The sequence below is a fragment of the Thermus sp. H19.2 genome (assembly GCF_054979525.1).
In genome coordinates, this window is sequence record NZ_JBUFDB010000002.1 from 166,414 (window position 1) to 181,806 (window position 15,393).

Here is a 15,393-nt window from a genome sequence, read left to right on the forward strand (position 1 = left end):
TCAGTTTTCTCCGCTCCCCAAGGGCCTCAGGCAGTAGGCCCGGGCCAGGCGGGGCAGGACCCCGCAGGCCTCGCGGGCGGTTCTGGGATCCCGGAGGAGGGCGAGCTTCCGCCCCAGGACCTCGGCGCACTCGTAGGGAGCGCCTCGGCAGCGCCGCGCCGCCCGCTTCGCCTCGGCCTCCGTGGGGCCGGGAAAGGGCAAGGCCTTGGCGTAGCAGGCCCACCGCTCCTTCGTCCCGGGGAGGGCGGCGCAGGCCGACACGGGGTCGGGCCCCTTCCGCCAGAGGAGGCCGAAGGCGAGGAGGAGGACCGCAAGGCTAACGAGCAGGTAGGCCCGCGCCCGCATAGAGGGCCTCCGCCAGAGCCTGTGCCCGCCGCTCCGCTTCTGGGGGGAGCCGACCCGAGCGGCGCAGGGCCTCGAGGTAGCCCCGGGCTTCGGGGTCGCCGAGGTAGGCCACCATGAGGTGGGCCGCCGCCTGCACGGGGTCCCGGTCCATGAGGAGGCGCCCCATCGCCGTGGAGGCCAGGCCGGGGAAGCCGCGGTAGGCCCAGAAGGCCACCTGGGCCTCGGCGTCCTTGAGCCGACCCTCTTCCAGGTAGCGCTCTCCCCGCACCCCGGCCCCGTACGGGCTCCAGGCGTCCCTAAGGGCCCAAGCCATGGCCTTCTCAGGGTCCTTGGGAAGGCCCCACCAGCCCCGCCAGTACCCGGTGGCGAGGACCCCCGCCGCCATGGCGGCGCAGGGGGAAAGCCCTTCCGCCGCTTCCGCCAGAAGGGCCTGGCCCCTCGCGGGGTCCGCTTCCACCCCCTTTCCCAGGAGGAAGGCCTGGCCAAGGTAGAAGCGGGCGCAGACCGAGGCGGGTAGGAGCCTTTGCCACAAGGACACGGCCTCCTCAGGGGAGAGCCGGGTGCCCGTTCCCCTCTGGGAGGCGTAGTAGGCTTCCACCGCCTGGGCTTCCGGGAGGCCCGTCCCGGCCAGGTCGGCGAGGAGGACGGCGGCCCGCTTGGGGTCGTAGGGGGCGGGGGGGATGCCGTAGTAAAGGAGGGGGATCAGCCCCAGGAGGCCTTCCCGCTCCCCGGCGTTGGCCGCCCGCTGGTAGAGCTGGTAAGCGGTGGCGTAGCTCTGAGTGACTCCCCGCCCGAGCAGGTAGAGGGTGCCCAGGACTGCCTGGGCCTTGGGGTCGGTCCGGGCAGCCTCCGTGAGCCGGGCCAGGGCTGCGGCTTCCCCCCTCGCGGCTCGCCCCGCCAGGTCCTGGAGGGTTTCGGCGAAGGTCGGAGCCGCGAGGAGGAGGGCCAAGAAGAGGAGTCTACTTGCTACCGTCATTGTCGTTGCTCTGCGCCGCCGCCGCCAACTCGTCGTAGGTGGGCGCGGCCCCCGGCTCGCCTGTCTTCAGAAAGCCGTTTTCCAGAAGCCATTGGGCCGCCTCGCCCAGCTTCTCCTTGGCTTCCTCGAAGGAACGGAACTGGATGACGGGGTTGCCGTCTGAGTCGACGTAGTACCAAGCGGTCGCGTTTTTATCTTTATCCGTGACCCTGTTTGGTTCGCAGTTATTTCCCATTTGCGTCCCCACCATCTCGTCCCGGGTGGCGCTGGTGAAGACCACGGTCCCCCTCGAGGACAACCCCCCCTCCCTCGGCGTCCAGTACTTCACCGTCCGCCACTGCTCGGTCACCGTGACGCTCCCCGTGTAGCCCGGGGGGCAGGACTCGGAGTAGGTCTCGGTCCAGGTCCGCTCCACGCTCTCCCCCGGGGCGGTGTAGTAGCCCGGGGCCGCCTGCCGGCAGTCCGTGTCGTAGCACAGGGTCCCGGAGAGAGGCCCGGTGTAGGTCGCGGTCACCGAGGCGTTGCCGTAGGAGCGGACCGTGGCCTGGGCGGGGGAGAGGGCCTGGAGGGCTCTACTTCCTCCCCTTGGGCCTCCTCTCTCCCCTCCTCCTTCCCCTGGTGGTCCCCTTGGCCATGGTCCTGCACTTCAACCTCCTCCGGTCCTCCCCCTTGCGGGCCCCCGGGCTACTCCTGGAGAGGCTCTTCGTGGCGGAGCCCGGGCCCCTGGAGGAGGCCAGGGCGCAGAAGGCCTTTCTCGCCCTGGTCAAGCTTCTCAGGGAGGGCGGGTAGGATGGGGGTGTAAGGCTGGCCTTCCACATTGACCCTGGCGGACGGATGGCAGGAGGCCTAGGGGGAGATCCTGCGCCTGGCCCCTTCTCTGGGATGGCGTGCCCCGCCGCGGGCGCTGAAGACGTCCCCTACCTGGGGGATGAGGAGAGGGTCTACCTCCTGGACCCCTCCGGGGAGACCGCATGGCCCTCCGGGTGGAGGGGTCCTTGTCCTTGAGGCCCGGGAGGGGGGCTCGCCGCCCACCTCGCCCCGAACCCCGCCCGGGGCCTGGCCTACCTCCGGGCGCGGGCGCCTTCGGGCACGCCTCCTGGCGCCTACCGGATCCTTTTCACGGCAGGGGAGGCCCAGGCGGAGGTCCAGGTCCGGGTGGGGGAGGTGGCCGCCCGGTGGTCCTGGAGGCCTGCCCCGCCTCGGGGGCCTGCCGGACCCTCACCCTCCCGGCGGAGGGGGGTCCTTTCCGCTTGGAGGGCCTTTTCCCCGGGACTTACCGCCTCCTCGCCTTCCTGGACCGGGACGGGGACGGGCTTTTGGACCCGGAGGAGCCCCGGGGGGAGGCGGAGGCCAGGCCTCCTCAAGCGGGGATCAGGGTGGTGGTGCCCTGACCTTGCTCTCCTTCAACCCCGCTCCCCTTGGTTTCCCCTCCCCCCTCCCCACCCCGCCTACCTAGACCCTAGAGGAGAAAGGGCCCGGGCGGGAATGGCGCTGGAGACGGGAAAAAGGTTAGCGGGAAGGGCGGGGGAGGAAGTCTTAGCTACAAGGCGGTGGCGGGTGGAGGGGGTTTGTGGCTAAGATGGTGGGGAGGATGGGTGAGGGGCTTGGGCTGGAGGTCTGGGACCACCCGGAGGAGCGCAAGCGGGCGGTGGGCGAGGCCCTGGAGCGCTGGGACGAGGGGGTCCTGAAGGAGGCCTACTGGGCCTACCTGGTCCGCCACCGCAAGAAGCCCGACCGGGGAGGGCCCTTGTACCTGGGCTACTGGGTGCGCTGGCTCGCCTTGAAGGGAAGGCGCTGGCCCCATCTGGAGGCCTCCGACCTCAAGGCCTTCCTCCTGGAGGTCAAGGAGAAGGGCTTCCCCGGGGGGGAAAGGGGGCCCCTCGCCTGGGGCACCGTGGAGCGGGCCCGGGCGGGGCTGAGGCATCTCTTCCCCTTCCTGGACTGGGCGGGGCACCCCATGCCCCCCCACGTGGTCTTCCCCTCGCGGCAGGAGCTCCCCGTGGTGGCCCCCTCCCGGGCCCTGCCCGAGGAGCGGTACCGGGAGCTTCTGGAGAAGGCCGAGGCCTATCCCCTGGCCTACTGGCGGCCCCTCCTTCGGGTCCTCCTGGTCCTCCTGGGGGAGGTGGGCCTCACGGTGAAGGAGGCGGTGGAGCTCTGGAAGGAGGACGTGCGGGAGAAGAGCCTCCTGGTGCGGGGGACCAGGCTCCGGGAGGTCCCCCTCTCCCCCTTCGCCCGGGAGGTCCTCGGGGACTGGCTTCCCCAGCGGGACTTCCTCGCCTCCCACCAGCCCCTCCCCTACCCCCACCTCCTCCTCAAGCCCGCCCCAGGAAAGTACCGCGGGAAGCCTCTAGGCCTCCTGGAGGCCAAGTGGGTCCTCAAGGAGTTCGCCCGTTTCGCCGGGCTCAAGCCCCAGGGCAAGCAGCGGGCGGACCTGGTCCTCACCCTCAGGTGGCGGGCCATCCGCCGCTTCCTCAAAGAGGGCCACCCCAGGGAGAAGGTGGCCTACTGGACGGGGATGAAGAGCCTGGCGGTGCCGGGGTGGGGGGAGGAAGGGTAAGACGCCCCGCCCTCCGGGGACGACCGCGCGCCTCCACCGAAGTGGAGCCGGACGAAGATTCCAGGGGAATGATCCGGGGGCAAAACTGGTCAACCCAAGCGCCCACTGGTGCGCAGGTCCCCGCCGACAGCCCGTAAGGCCCCCCGGGGCTAGGGTGTGTGGTGGGGGGCGCGGAGGAGCCAGAGGCCCTGCAGGCTGTAGCCGAAGCAAAGGGGGTCAAAGATGAGCGTGGCCACCGGAGGCTTGACCCCCCATGTGCCGGGCGAGGCCGCTCCGGGACGGGCGCTTCCTGCGTACCAGAAGGAAACACCCTGATCCGGCGCTCTGCTCGGGCCTGTTGCCCAGGTAGACTAAGGACACGCCTAGGAAGGCGCGCCCCAAAACCCAGGAGGAGGCCCCCTTCCTCATTACCCCTCCCCGTAAGAAGGGGAAGCCTCCCCTCCCTGAGCCCGTGGCGCCCAAGCCTGGCAAGTCCAGCCTCGCCTGCCTCCAGGAGCAAAGGCGTTGAGGCTCTTCCTAGAAACCAGCGGCCTCCTCAAGGTCCTCCTCCGGGAGGACCTTTCTGACCTGGCCCGAGAAGCCTTCTCCCAGGCTCAAGCCCACGCGGCAAGCGCCTTCGCCCTCCCGGAAGGGGTAGGGATCCTCCACGCCATGCAGAGGGACGGCAGGCTCACCCGCCCCCTTTACCGCAAGGCCCTCCGGGAACTCTACGAGCTTTGGGAGTACCTGGAAGTCCTCACCCCCACCCTGGAAGGGCACATGAGGGCGGCCCGCCTATGCGAAAGGCACCCCCTCAAGGGGGCGGATGCCGTCCATCGGGAAGGGGCCCTCTTCCTCCATGGGCTCTACCCGGACACCGCCCTTCTCACCTTTGACCGAACCCTCTACCGGGCGGCCAAGAAGGAGGGCCTGACCGTGGTAAGGGTGCCTTCCCTGGAAGGGAGGGACTGACCCCAGGCCCTCACTCCCCCAGGCGGATAGGGGGGCACGCGTCCACCCTCACCTCCACGGGCCTCACTCCTGGGGGAATGGGCACCCGGCACTCCCCCGCCGAGCACACCTTGGGGGTTTCCACCTCGAGGCCCCCTCGGGGCCACGCCAGGCGGATGAGGGAGGCCTGCCCTTCAAGCTGGAGCCGCACCTCCTGGTAGCCCAAGGTGGCGGCCCACACCCGGGCCTGGCAGGTGGGGGAGGCCTCTCCTTGGGGAGAGGAGGAAGGAGGAGCCGGGGGCCCATCACGTCCCTGAAGGGCGAAGTAAAGGGCAACGAGTCCCAGAAGGACCACCCCGAAGGCCTTTTGACCGTCCACCTTAGCCCCTCTCCTCAGCATACAAAAGGGCGACTGAAGGGCTACCCCAAATCTGGACCACCCTAAGAGAGGGGCTGAGGAGCGGAGTCCAAAGGGGTAACAAGACGTGTGAGTCATCGGCAACGGGAAGGGCGAAGAGCGTCAGGGCTGACCCTGAAGGCCCCGTCCGGCCACAGGACGGTGGCCGAAGCCTGCCAGGCTTATGGGGCGGCAGGGAGGGCGTCCGGGTGAGGAGGAGGCGGGCGCGCTCCCTCTCCGCCTCCTCGGTATGGCGGAGCAAGGTGTACTGCGGCCCTAAATTTGGACCACCTTACCCGTCAGTTTAAGTCAGGACTCCCACCCCCTTTCAACAGGCTCTCCGAAAAGGCCTCGGGCGTCATGTAATCCAAGGCCGAGTGAGGACGCTTACGGTTGTACACCTGGAAGACAAACCGCTCCACCGAGGTCCGTGCCTCTTGCAAGGTCCTATACTCCCGTAACGCCACCCACTCCTCTTTGATCGTCCGGATCAACCGCTCCGCGTGCCCGTTCTCCCAAGGCCTCCCCGTCCCCGCGTAACTGAGCCGCACCCCTAGCCCCAAAAGCCGCTCCACATACGCCCTGGAGGTGTACTGCACCCCCCGGTCCGAATGGTGCACCTCCGGACACCCCTCCCTCAAGGCCATCTCCAGCGCTCCCAGGGTCAGCCCCTGGGAAAGCCTGGGCCCCAGGGCCACCCCCAGCACCTTCCGGGTGTGGAGGTCCATCACCACCGCCAGGTAGGCCACCCCCTCCCCCAGGACCACGTAGCTCAGGTCCGCCACCCACACCTGGTGCGGGCGGGTCACCGCGAGTCCCGGCAGGAGGTTCTTCACCCCTTCCGGGAGAAGGCCCCCTGGGGAGGTGGTCCTGGGAGGGGGAGGCTTCCGAGCAAGAAGCAGACCCTCCTCCCGCATCAGGGAGCACACCCGCTTCTTTCCCACCTGGAAACCTTCCCCCCGCAGGAGGGCGGTGAGGCGCCGGTAGCCGTACCGGGGCCAGGCCTCCGCCAGGGCCCGCAGGCGTTCCCGGAGGGCCCTCTCCTCGGGAGGGGGGTCCTGGGGCCGGTAGTAGAGGGTGCTCCGGGGCACCCCGAGGACCCGGGAAAGCAGGCGGAGGGGGTAGGCTCCCTTGGTCACGGGCGTAGCCCGTACCTTGAGGGCCTTCACCAGCTCCCGCCTTTCCTTTGCCGGTAGAGCCCCGAGGCTTTTTTTAGGACCTCCACCTCCAGGGCCAGCTGGCCCGCCAGGCGCTCCAGCTCGCGGATACGGGCCTCCTGCTCCGCGCAGCCGGAGGTGAAGGCGGCGTGGGCGTTCTCCATGGTCAGCGAAGCTATCTTGTCTTCTCGTTGCCAGCGGTAAAGGAGGGACTCCGCCACCCCATAAGCCCGGCAGGCTTCGGCCACGGTCCTTTGACCCGACAAGACCTCCAACACAATTTTTACCTTTTCCTTCGCTGACCACCTGCGCATCTCGCTACCCCTTCAGACTACACCCCTTAGCCTCTCTCTTGGGGTGGTCCAAATTTGGGGCAGCACTTCACAAGGGGGCTAAAGAACTGGCGCTCTGGAAAATCGCCCACCAGGTGGTCGCCCTGGCGGAGGAGCACGGGGTAGCCCTCGCCACCGAGAGGCTGAAGTACCTCAGGAAGTCCCGTAAGGGAGACGGCACCGGACGGCACTTTCGCCGCAAGCAGCACCGCTTCGCCTACCGCTCCCTTCTGGAGAAGATTCACTCCCTGGCCCGCAAGCGGGGCGTGGAGGTGGTGGAGGTGGAGCCTCAGGACACCTCCACCATCGGGATGCTCAAGTACGCCCCCCAGCTCCACCTCTCCAAGGACGTGGCCGCCGCCTTCGTCATCGGGAGGCGGGCCTTGGGCTTTGCCGAGAGGCTTCCCAAAGGGTACGAAGCCCTTCTCCGCGACCCATCCTTCCTCGCCCACGCCGAGGGGTTCCACCAGGACCGCCTCCAGGAACTCCAAAAGCTCAGGGAGGCCGAGGGGAACCCCTACCTCAGGCGGAGGCTTTCCCGGGAGATGGGGAAGGCCCGCCGAGCGCTTTCCCTTCTCTCTGCCTTTCAGGGCTCTCCAGGGAGCCAGAAGGGGTCAACCGAAGGAAGGAACCTCTTTGGCGCCCATCCCTGGCGGGTCCTGAGGGAGGCTCTTTTCCTTCCTCTTCTTGGGCGCGAGGTGCCGAGGGATCTTTCCCCCCTCAAGCCCGTCCTTACAGGACCGTGGGAGAGAGGGAAGGGAAGCCTAGGCCCCCATCCTGGTGGGGGGTCGGCGTACAGAAATGTGCGCTTTGGCTAACCAGGGGAAGCTGAGGGTTCTCGGCGTCCCAGGCCCGATAGGGAAGCAGCATCGGATGGCTGCTGTGGCTGACTTTCCGGCTTATGTTTATGGCCGCCACCTCAAGGCGGAAAAAGGGTTGGAGCCCCCTCACCAGGTGATACGGGCGTGGTTCACGGAGCTTGTGGAAGGTCGCCTTTCTGCCCGGGGCGTGACCTCCGAAGTGTTCGCCTTTTTGAGGGATCCAGCTTCGTGGGAGCAGCTTTGGATCTTTCCCTAACGTACTAAGCCCGGGGAAACCCCGGGCCCAGTCCCTAATTAGTAGGGTAGCCGAGAGGGAAGACCCTGTCAATGGGGTGGGAGCCCTGAGCTTGTGTTTTCCGTTGAGTTCGCGAACGGTACCCTAACTTCACTTTAGCATGGACTAACGGGTATGCAAGCCCCCCGTGATATGAAACGTGGGAGTTGCCCCTCGCATGGGCACCGCCCGAGGGCCCCTATGAATCGTTTGGCCCACGTCCAGCTTGCCAGGCACCGGTTGAAGATGGTCCTGGCCCGCCAGGAAGGGCGAAGTTTTCGTGAGGTAGCCGCGAAGCATGGGGTCAGCGTCAGCACCGCGTGGAAGTGGATCAAGCGGTATGAGGAGGAGCGCTCGTTTGAAGCCCTATACAACCGCCCCAACGCTCCAAAACGTGGCCGCGCCCGTACGGACTTGGACGCCAAGGTGAAGGAGCTGTGGGAGAAGGGCCTTCGCGGGGCGAGGCTCAAGCGGGCCCTGGAAAAGGAGGGACTGAAAGCCTCCCACACGGCCATTTACCACGCCTTAGAGCGGCTAGGGCTCCACACCCCTCGGGCCCAGGGACCGCGAAAGCGGAAGGATATAACCCTGCCCATGGGTTGGGTTCAGGCGGATGTCTTGTATGTCCACGCCGAGGGCCCCTACCAGTTCACCGCGGTGGAGGCGGCCACCCGCTTGCTGTTCGCGCGGATTTACCCCGAGGTCACACCCCAGGCCGCCGTAGACTTCATTGACCGGGCTCTGGCCTTCTTCCCCCTCCCGGTGAAGGTGTGGGCCACCGACCACGGGCCGGAATGGACCTACGCCGCCCTGAGTCACGTTTACCGGGAGCACCCGGTAGAGCGATTCTTGCGGGAAAGGGGGATTCAGCAGGTCCTAATCCCCATCGGCACCCCCCGGTACAACGGCAGGGTGGAAAGGGCCCACCGCACGGCGCGGGAGGAGTTTTACTCTTGGGCCCATGACGAGGCGCCGGGGCTTTTCGTATCCTGGCTCAAGGTCTACAACGAACGCCGGGAGCACATGGCCCTGGGCTGGAAGACTCCGAAGGCTAGGGCGGAAGAGCTGTTGGGCCGGCCCGTGGTGCTGGACTACTCCTTGGCCGGGCCCGACCCCTAGGTTAAGCCTGGGTAAAAGCTTTCCCACGTTACGTGGGTATGATGGAGGTATGAGGCAGGCTGGCCTATCCCTCTTGGTGGGCATAGGCATTGGGCTGACCGCGGCCTTTTTGCTGGTGGCCCACGACCGGAGCCAAAGGGCGGTGGAGGCGCTGGGCAAGGCCTACGAAACTTCGGTGCCGAAGGGGGAGACGCCGGTGGTGCAGGCGTTGCCCTTGGAGAACCCGCCTCAGGTATCCGCGGGATCCCCGGGGATCCCCGCGGCCCAGCAAGAGGTGGCTAATCCCGTTCAGGACGAAAACTCTTCCAACGCCCCCCTCTGGGCCTCCCAGGATACCCCCCCTGCTCCTGCGAGCGCCCCCGAGGGCACCTCGAGGGCGGCCTCGGGGGAGGGCACCTCGAGGGCGGTGCCGTTCCTCGGGGTGAGGTGTGAGAACGGCTATATCACGGGCTTATGGCCGAACGGCCCTTTTGATTTTGCAAGCGCTCACGTTCGGCCTGAACATGTCTATGACTTTCCGTTAGGTGGGCCGGGATCTTGGCTCCTCTATGCGGTTGCCATCGGAAACGTCCCTCAAGAGCAAGCGTGCAAGAGCCTAAAGAACGATGTTCTAACCTCTGAACCAGGCACCATTCTTACTATCCGTGTTGTTGCCGACTATGATGGGCGAACTGGTTATTACGCATTTCGGGTGAGGCTTACTTCCCGGCCTACCGAGGCGGCAGATGAATGGTTTTAGGTGGGCACCAAGGCGGCTATATCTGGTCTAAGCCGCCAAAAGTTTACTGGGACATCGTAGCGGTAAAGCTGGTGCATAAGAATCAGGTTGCGAATCTTAGAGGTGTATTTCCGAGATCTAGGATCCTTGGGCAACGAGTTATAGTTCCACAAGGCTTCGGATGCAAGAAAAGCATCCCAGTTCTTTCGGTTAGTTAGGGCCTTGGCAATAGACCCATCATCGGCCTTAAACTTAAAGACGAGGCGATAAAACCGCAAAGCCCAATCTAAAATGCTGTCGTAAGCCGAGGAATACTTGCGGAAGTATGGACAAGGCTCATTGACGGGCCTAAAAACTGCTACCCAGTCCACTTCAAGCCACTCTTGCGAACTAGCCTGAGGCCTGGGTTTTCCACTAGAATCACATCCCGCTTTAAACCCAAATAGGTTGTTCAAATCCCGGTACATGCCCGATGTGCCCCACCCTGTTTCATGAATGGCCTGGGCGATCCCCACGCTTGCGGGTATCCCCGTCAGCACCTGCACCTGCCTGGCCAGAGGAGCGATCTTGAGGATAAAGGCCCTCCGGCTGGGATCCTTGGGCAGGGCAGGGTTATCGGGCAGAACGTTGGGGTCAAAGGGTCCCTGGTTCGCGTTGGGGTCAAAGGGTTTTTGGTTCGTTCCCATGTCCTTCCTCCTGGGATAGGGGAGAAGGGCGGCCACGGCCACCGTCACCAGGCCGCCCAAGGCGGTCGCTATTACACGGACCTGGTCCACCGTATCTCTATCTCGTTAAAGCAGAAGGGGGCCACCACGATGGGGTTGACGAAGGAGAGGGATTTCTGCTGATTATCTTGATCGGAATAGATCATGAAGCGCAGCTCCTCCTTGCTGATGGAATCACGCAAGATCATAATGAGTTCCGTAGGACCATCCGGGAAGGAGTTCCACAACAGGGCGTTGAACTGGGGCTGCTCGGCCAGGACCAGGACGTCCCCATCGGATAGGACGGCGTAGATGGCCGTGTTGCTCCCGCTCAGAATCCCCATAGGGTCGGTGATGCCGTTGGGGTGAGGGGCCCGCCGCACCTTGGTGAACAGGTTGATGGCCACCGGCTTGGCGCTACAGGTCGTGGAGTAGGCCAGGCCGGTGGCGTAGATGGTGGGGTCCGCGGTGGTTACTGCCATCCCTACCCCCTACTCAAGCGAAAGTCTCTTGCTGGTAGTAGGCCTGCTTGTGGGCGTTGATGAGGCCCTGACGGCTGAGGATGAAGACGAACACCTCTATGGTCAGGCGAAAGATGGCTTCCCTGAGGGCCGGCGGGAAGCTGAGCAAGACCCCCTTTTCCTGGGCCCACTTGGAGAGGGCTTCCAGGACGGCCCGGGCCTTGTCCTCCCCGGTGCCGCCGCTTTGTTCCGCGGCCAGGATGAGCCGTTGGGCCAGGTCCACGAACTCCTTGGCGTAGGCGCCAAAGAGGAGGTTCAGCGCCATTTTGAGCAAAAACGTGTTCATGTGTCCCTCCCTTCCAGCTTGGTGCTGATCTGCATCAGGATCTCCGACATGCGGTTCAGGGTCTCGGTGTTCTTGTTGATGGCCGATCGGTACTGGGGAATCTCCACCAGCAGGAGCCAGATGATGACCGCGAAGGAGCCCAGCTCCTTCACCGCGGTGATCATGGCGGGATCCATGTCTACCCCCTCGTGATCACGCCCGTCACCAGGCCACACCGGATCTGCCAGCTCATGTGGATCCCCCAGAGGGCGGTGGGGGTGGCGGGCTAACCGGCCAAGCATCCACCACCACCTTAGGCTGGGTTTGGCCACCTCCCTTACACCCGCACGGGGACGGGGGGACGGGAGCCGGCGTAGTGGGCGTGGTGGGGCCTTCCAAGGGCAAGGGTTCAGAAAGGCCTAACGGGGTGATGGCGGTCTCGCTCCCGCCATAACCCGCCCGGTACACCGCGAGCTGGGGATGGAAGCTGACCGGGGCCATGGGGTAGCGGTGCCGCCACCAGTAGAGGAGGAGCCCCCCCACCACCGCCCCCCCGAGGGCGTAGACCCAGGGATTGGCCTGCTTCTTCGCCATATCACACCCACGCGGTCACCAGGTCCGAGACCCCGGTGACGTCCTGGCCCACTTGGGTCACGGGCGGAAGGGGCGCCGGGGGCGTGGCCACGGGGTAAATCGGCGTCCCCTGGTCCGGCGCGTAGACCGTGGGGGCCAGCCGGAACTTCTGGAGAAGCCAGGTTGCCCCTACCCGGTCCGAAAGGTCCGGGTTCACGCGGTGCAGAAGGTAGGCCCCTCCCAGGACGGCCACCGCCCCGAGGGCCCCCCACTTCAGGTACTCCTTGGTGGTCTCGCTCATGCGCACCTCCTAAAGCCAAAGGTCGCCTATGGCGTTGCCGATGGAGAAGTCCGTGCTGTCCCCGCCCCACGCGAAGAGGTCCGAGTCCCCGCCCCACGTCTGGTCCAAGGCGTTGCCGATGGAGAAGTCCGGGGCGGGAACGGGTTCAATGGAAGGCCCGTAGTCCACCACGGGCTGGGGTTCATAGAGCGGGTCATTGTAGCCCTTCTCCGAGGCCAGCCAGTCCGTATAGCCGGGCAGGCTTTGGTTGTCCTGTCCCAGGACGGGCTGGGGCTGGGGTGGGGGCACCAGATCCGCCACCGTGGCGATACCCCGGGCCACCGCCCCCGTCAGTGCCCCCACCACGGGGTTCAGGAAGCCCACGATGGGGGCCAGGGCTCCCACGATCTGGGCCCCCCGCCGGAGGTCGTCCGGGGAGACGTAGACGGGCTCGGGGTTCAGGTCCGAGGTGATCTCGTCCGTGGTGGCGGGGACGTCCGGCTCCAAGATGGGGTCGGGGCGGGGCTCCCGGGGCACCGCGATGTTCGGTATGCCCGGAAGGGGTTGGGGCGAAGGGGAAGGGGATGGGGGTTGGGCTATGACGGGCTGGGGCCGCACGGGCTGGGGTTGCGGGGCCGGGGCGGTGGTCTGGTTGCTCGGGGCCGGGGCGGGCCCGGTGGAAGCGGCGAGGGCCACCGCGCTCCGGGAGGTGAGGCCCCCACCCCAGGCCGCGGCCACCCGGGGGCCGTACCGCTCCTGGCGGTAGCGCTCATACCCCAGGTACAGGACGGCCCCGCCGGCTAAACCCAGGGCGGCGTAGATCCAAGGCCTCACGGGCACCTCCTAAAGCCACCCGGCGTAGCTTCCCACCGGGGCGGTGTAGTCATAGCCGAAGTCCCAGGAGGAGGGGCTATCCGTCCCCAACCAGGACCCCCCTTCGGAAAAGTCGGACGGCGTGGTGGTGTAGCTCTGAGAAAGGGGGTCCCAGTAGTAGTCCGTGGTCCCCAGGGAGGCGTCCGGGGCCGGGGCGGTGGAGCCCCCGCCGAAGAGCCCCCCGATCTGCCCGAAGAGGTTGCCGATGGCGTTGATGCCGCTGATAATCTGGTCTATCCCAGAAAGGCCCTGCTGGATCTGGGGCTGGTTCTGCTGGTACCAGCCCATCACCGGCCCGGGCTGGACCGGGTAAGCCGGGGGCAGGCCGGGCCAGGCGGGCTGGGAGGGGATGGTGGGCTGGGCCGGCTGAGGAGGGGACTGAAGGGAAGCCGCCCCACCGCCCCCGTGCTGGATGGGGATGGTCACCACCTGGTTCTTCTTCCAGGCCTGGTAGGCCAGGTAGGCGGCCACGCCCCCGCCCAGCCCCAGGAAAAGGTAAAGGAGTTCGCGGTCCTTCATTTCCACCTCCTACACCCTGGCCAAGGCGGCATCGGCCAGGGCCATGGCCTGGTCCGTGGTGAGGGGCCGCCGGAGGTCGCGGGAAAGCTGACGCACGTAGGTGTTGACGTCCCAGGACAGCACCGGAAGCTCTAGGGTCACCACCGTGACGGAAAACGAGGCGTTTTGCGCCCGGCCCTCGTCCACCAGGCCCTGGACCACCACCTGGAGGTAGCGGTCCTGGAAGGCCGCGGCCCCCCGCTCCAGGCGGATCACCTTCTCCCGGTCATCGTGGTCAATGCCGTTTAGGCGGAAGAGGTCCACCTGGAGGATGTCCTTCCGCACCCCGGTTTCCCTGCGGGTCACCCGGAGCTTGGCCAGGCCCTGGGCGGGATACCAGAGAAGGCGGAGGTCGTAGGGAAAGGTGGGGCCGTGGATCTCCACCCTCCGGGTCAGGCCGTCCTGGGTGAAGCCCACCACCCCGTAGTAGCCCGCGGGCGGGGTGGCGGGATGCCCCACGAAGACGGGGTACTCCTGCAAGGTGTTTTTGTCCAGCAAAAGGATGCCCCCTGTCGGCAGCTCAGGCACCCGCACCCCGGGCACCGGAAGCGTGATGATGTCCCCATCGCTGCTCACGGTGAAATCGGCCTGGGCCCGCACCCGGGCGAAGAGCCGGACCCCTGCCCGGTACTCCTCCACCGTGAGGGGGGGCACCTTGCGCTCGGCGATCACGTACTCCCCCTGGCCCACGGGCTCGGTGCTCGGGGTGAAGTCGTTGGCGGTGAGTAGGGTTCGGCGCATGACTGACCACCTCCTCAGCGCCGCATCCGCCTGGCCAAGGCCCGGCCCAGGGCCGCCGCCCGGCGCTGGGCCTCGGCCAGGGTCAGGATGTCCAGGTCTATGGCGAACATGCTCAGGCCGGGGTTGCTGGCGTCCCAGTCAATCCTCACCCGGGCGTTCACCTCCACCAGGAGCTTTTCCCCTTCGCGGATGGCGAAGGGCCGCCGGCCCAGGGAGGGGAAGTAGACCACCAGGGAGCTGTTTTTGCGGTTGTCAATCTGGTCGGTGTAGGGCAGGCGCTTCCAGGGCCCGTAGACCGCCTTGCCGATGGGCACCGGGAGGCTTTCCGCCCCCGCCCCCTGCAGGCTGATCCGGAGCTTGGTGTCGTCCGGGAACTCGTTGCCGTCCACGTCGTAAAGCTTCAGGACCAGCTTCTCCTGGGGGTCCACCAAGAAGACCATGTCCCGGGGCGGCTGGATCACCAGGATGGGGGTATACACATCCTGGTAGGTGGGCTGGCCGGGGTCCACCGGGACGTTCTTGTACCGCGTCACGTATGGGCTGTACTTGTTGATCTCCATCCTTCACCTCCTATGCCAACGCCCAAAGGCTCTGGGCGTCCACGTTTGGGTAAAAACCAAACCTCCTTCTTCTCCACGTCCACCAAAAAACGCTCCCCTACCCCGAGGCGCTGTAGGCGCTCCTGGTAGGGCATGAGTTCCGGGGCCACCCGGAAAAGGTGCTCCTGGGCCACCTTGGAGGAGAGGCGATGGGCCACGATGACGTTGGCCTGCTCCCGGGCGGGCATGGATAGGCGCTGAGGGGCCTGGGAGATAAAGAGCATGTCCCCGTGGCGGTGGCGGATCCCCAGGATCAGCCGCTCAAACTCCCGGCTGGCCCCGTGCAGAGGTAGGAAGAGGTGAGCCTCGTCCAAAACGATCAGCCCATGGTCCACGTCCCCCTTCCACACCCTGAGGGCCAGGGCGTCCAGGGCCTCCCGGACGTCTTCCTGGGCCCAGCCCACGAACTCCACGAAAGCCCGCCGGAAGGAAAGGACGCTCTCCCAGTCCAGCCGGCCCACGCTCTCCCGCGTGGCCCGGATCCAGACCCCCTTCCACTTCCGGATCCACGCCCCCCAGTCCGGGAACATGGACAGGACCAGGATCCGCTTCTTCCGGGGCACGTAGAGGGCCGCCACCTCCCGGGCGGTGGTGCTCTTTCCCGTGCCCGAATCCCCCACGATGAGCCACCTACGGTTCATCCCGATCATGCT

The 15,393-nt window shown here is 66.5% G+C and carries 20 protein-coding genes and 1 pseudogene; 6 read left to right on the plus strand and 15 right to left on the minus strand.

Translation table 11 applies throughout. The annotated features are described in order from the left end of the window. Genes ACY5J6_RS13100 through ACY5J6_RS13110 form a run of 3 tightly spaced genes read right to left on the minus strand, consistent with a single transcriptional unit; the run spans position 1 to position 1,601 of the window. The gene (locus tag ACY5J6_RS13100; RefSeq protein WP_462846579.1) at positions 1-345 is read right to left on the minus strand and encodes a hypothetical protein; all 345 of its coding nucleotides are present in this window, start codon (positions 343-345) and stop codon (positions 1-3) included. Then, on the minus strand, positions 317-1,294 hold the full coding sequence (locus ACY5J6_RS13105; RefSeq protein ID WP_462846580.1) for a tetratricopeptide repeat protein: 978 nt from the start codon (positions 1,292-1,294) through the stop codon (positions 317-319). Before ACY5J6_RS13105 ends, ACY5J6_RS13100 begins: the two co-directional genes overlap by 29 nt. A gap of 10 nt (positions 1,295-1,304) precedes the next feature. Further along, positions 1,305-1,601, minus strand: coding sequence for a hypothetical protein (locus ACY5J6_RS13110; RefSeq protein WP_462846582.1), 297 nt, complete (start codon positions 1,599-1,601; stop codon positions 1,305-1,307). A 305-nt stretch (positions 1,602-1,906) separates the two neighbouring features. Between ACY5J6_RS13110 and ACY5J6_RS13115 the strand changes: the two genes are divergently transcribed. From ACY5J6_RS13115 to ACY5J6_RS13130, 4 genes are all read left to right on the plus strand, one after another. Beyond that, positions 1,907-2,110 carry a hypothetical protein gene (locus ACY5J6_RS13115; RefSeq protein ID WP_462846583.1) on the plus strand — a complete coding sequence of 68 codons (204 nt, stop codon included), beginning with the start codon at positions 1,907-1,909 and terminating at the stop codon, positions 2,108-2,110. A gap of 386 nt (positions 2,111-2,496) precedes the next feature. Continuing rightward, a complete protein-coding gene (locus tag ACY5J6_RS13120; protein ID WP_462846584.1) occupies positions 2,497-2,712 on the plus strand; it encodes a hypothetical protein in 216 nt (71 codons plus the stop codon). Between the two features lie 200 nt (positions 2,713-2,912). Next, complete coding sequence (locus ACY5J6_RS13125) at positions 2,913-3,878, plus strand: recombinase XerD (protein WP_462846778.1); 966 nt, start codon at positions 2,913-2,915, stop codon at positions 3,876-3,878. 504 nt (positions 3,879-4,382) lie between these two features. After that, the gene (locus tag ACY5J6_RS13130) at positions 4,383-4,829 is read left to right on the plus strand and encodes a type II toxin-antitoxin system VapC family toxin (RefSeq protein WP_462846585.1); all 447 of its coding nucleotides are present in this window, start codon (positions 4,383-4,385) and stop codon (positions 4,827-4,829) included. Between the two features lie 10 nt (positions 4,830-4,839). Here the strand turns inward: ACY5J6_RS13130 and ACY5J6_RS13135 are convergent, their stop codons facing one another. Next, complete coding sequence (locus ACY5J6_RS13135; RefSeq protein ID WP_462846586.1) at positions 4,840-5,187, minus strand: hypothetical protein; 348 nt, start codon at positions 5,185-5,187, stop codon at positions 4,840-4,842. 317 nt (positions 5,188-5,504) lie between these two features. Next, positions 5,505-6,676, minus strand: a protein-coding gene (locus ACY5J6_RS13140) for an IS3 family transposase (RefSeq protein ID WP_462844539.1) whose coding sequence is annotated in 2 segments (ribosomal slippage) — positions 5,505-6,421 and positions 6,421-6,676 — 1,173 coding nt in all. Because the reading frame shifts where the segments join, the coding sequence is not laid out codon by codon here. 62 nt (positions 6,677-6,738) lie between these two features. Between ACY5J6_RS13140 and ACY5J6_RS13145 the strand changes: the two are divergent. Together ACY5J6_RS13145 and ACY5J6_RS13150 are read left to right on the plus strand one after the other, a co-directional pair. After that, positions 6,739-7,512 (plus strand): annotated as a pseudogene (locus ACY5J6_RS13145) (IS200/IS605 family accessory protein TnpB-related protein); the annotation flags it as partial. A gap of 478 nt (positions 7,513-7,990) precedes the next feature. Continuing rightward, a complete protein-coding gene (locus tag ACY5J6_RS13150) occupies positions 7,991-8,908 on the plus strand; it encodes an integrase core domain-containing protein (protein WP_462846083.1) in 918 nt (305 codons plus the stop codon). A 735-nt stretch (positions 8,909-9,643) separates the two neighbouring features. Here the strand turns inward: ACY5J6_RS13150 and ACY5J6_RS13155 are convergent. The 10 genes from ACY5J6_RS13155 to ACY5J6_RS13200 all read right to left on the minus strand — a co-directional run bounded on the left by ACY5J6_RS13155 (position 9,644) and on the right by ACY5J6_RS13200 (position 15,381). After that, entirely contained in the window at positions 9,644-10,360 is a 717-nt protein-coding gene (locus ACY5J6_RS13155; RefSeq protein WP_462846587.1) for a glucosaminidase domain-containing protein, read from the minus strand. A 23-nt stretch (positions 10,361-10,383) separates the two neighbouring features. Then, positions 10,384-10,812, minus strand: a complete 429-nt coding sequence (locus ACY5J6_RS13160) for a hypothetical protein (protein ID WP_462846588.1) — start codon at positions 10,810-10,812, stop codon at positions 10,384-10,386. Between the two features lie 13 nt (positions 10,813-10,825). Beyond that, positions 10,826-11,137 carry a hypothetical protein gene (locus ACY5J6_RS13165; protein WP_462846086.1) on the minus strand — a complete coding sequence of 104 codons (312 nt, stop codon included), beginning with the start codon at positions 11,135-11,137 and terminating at the stop codon, positions 10,826-10,828. Further along, positions 11,134-11,313 (minus strand): hypothetical protein, encoded by a 180-nt coding sequence (locus ACY5J6_RS13170; protein ID WP_462846087.1) that lies wholly within the window; start codon positions 11,311-11,313, stop codon positions 11,134-11,136. The genes ACY5J6_RS13165 and ACY5J6_RS13170 overlap by 4 nt, the downstream gene beginning before the upstream one ends. A 398-nt stretch (positions 11,314-11,711) precedes the next feature. Continuing rightward, complete coding sequence (locus tag ACY5J6_RS13175) at positions 11,712-11,990, minus strand: hypothetical protein (protein WP_462846088.1); 279 nt, start codon at positions 11,988-11,990, stop codon at positions 11,712-11,714. 9 nt (positions 11,991-11,999) lie between these two features. Further along, a complete protein-coding gene (locus tag ACY5J6_RS13180) occupies positions 12,000-12,803 on the minus strand; it encodes a hypothetical protein (protein ID WP_462846089.1) in 804 nt (267 codons plus the stop codon). A gap of 9 nt (positions 12,804-12,812) precedes the next feature. Beyond that, positions 12,813-13,361 (minus strand): hypothetical protein, encoded by a 549-nt coding sequence (locus ACY5J6_RS13185; RefSeq protein ID WP_462846090.1) that lies wholly within the window; start codon positions 13,359-13,361, stop codon positions 12,813-12,815. Positions 13,362-13,370: 9 nt separating this feature from the next. Continuing rightward, entirely contained in the window at positions 13,371-14,141 is a 771-nt protein-coding gene (locus tag ACY5J6_RS13190; RefSeq protein ID WP_462846091.1) for a hypothetical protein, read from the minus strand. 14 nt (positions 14,142-14,155) lie between these two features. Beyond that, positions 14,156-14,701, minus strand: coding sequence for a hypothetical protein (locus ACY5J6_RS13195; protein WP_462846093.1), 546 nt, complete (start codon positions 14,699-14,701; stop codon positions 14,156-14,158). Further along, a complete protein-coding gene (locus ACY5J6_RS13200) occupies positions 14,671-15,381 on the minus strand; it encodes a P-loop NTPase family protein (protein ID WP_462846094.1) in 711 nt (236 codons plus the stop codon). The genes ACY5J6_RS13195 and ACY5J6_RS13200 overlap by 31 nt, the downstream gene beginning before the upstream one ends. Between the last annotated feature and the right edge of the window lie 12 nt (positions 15,382-15,393).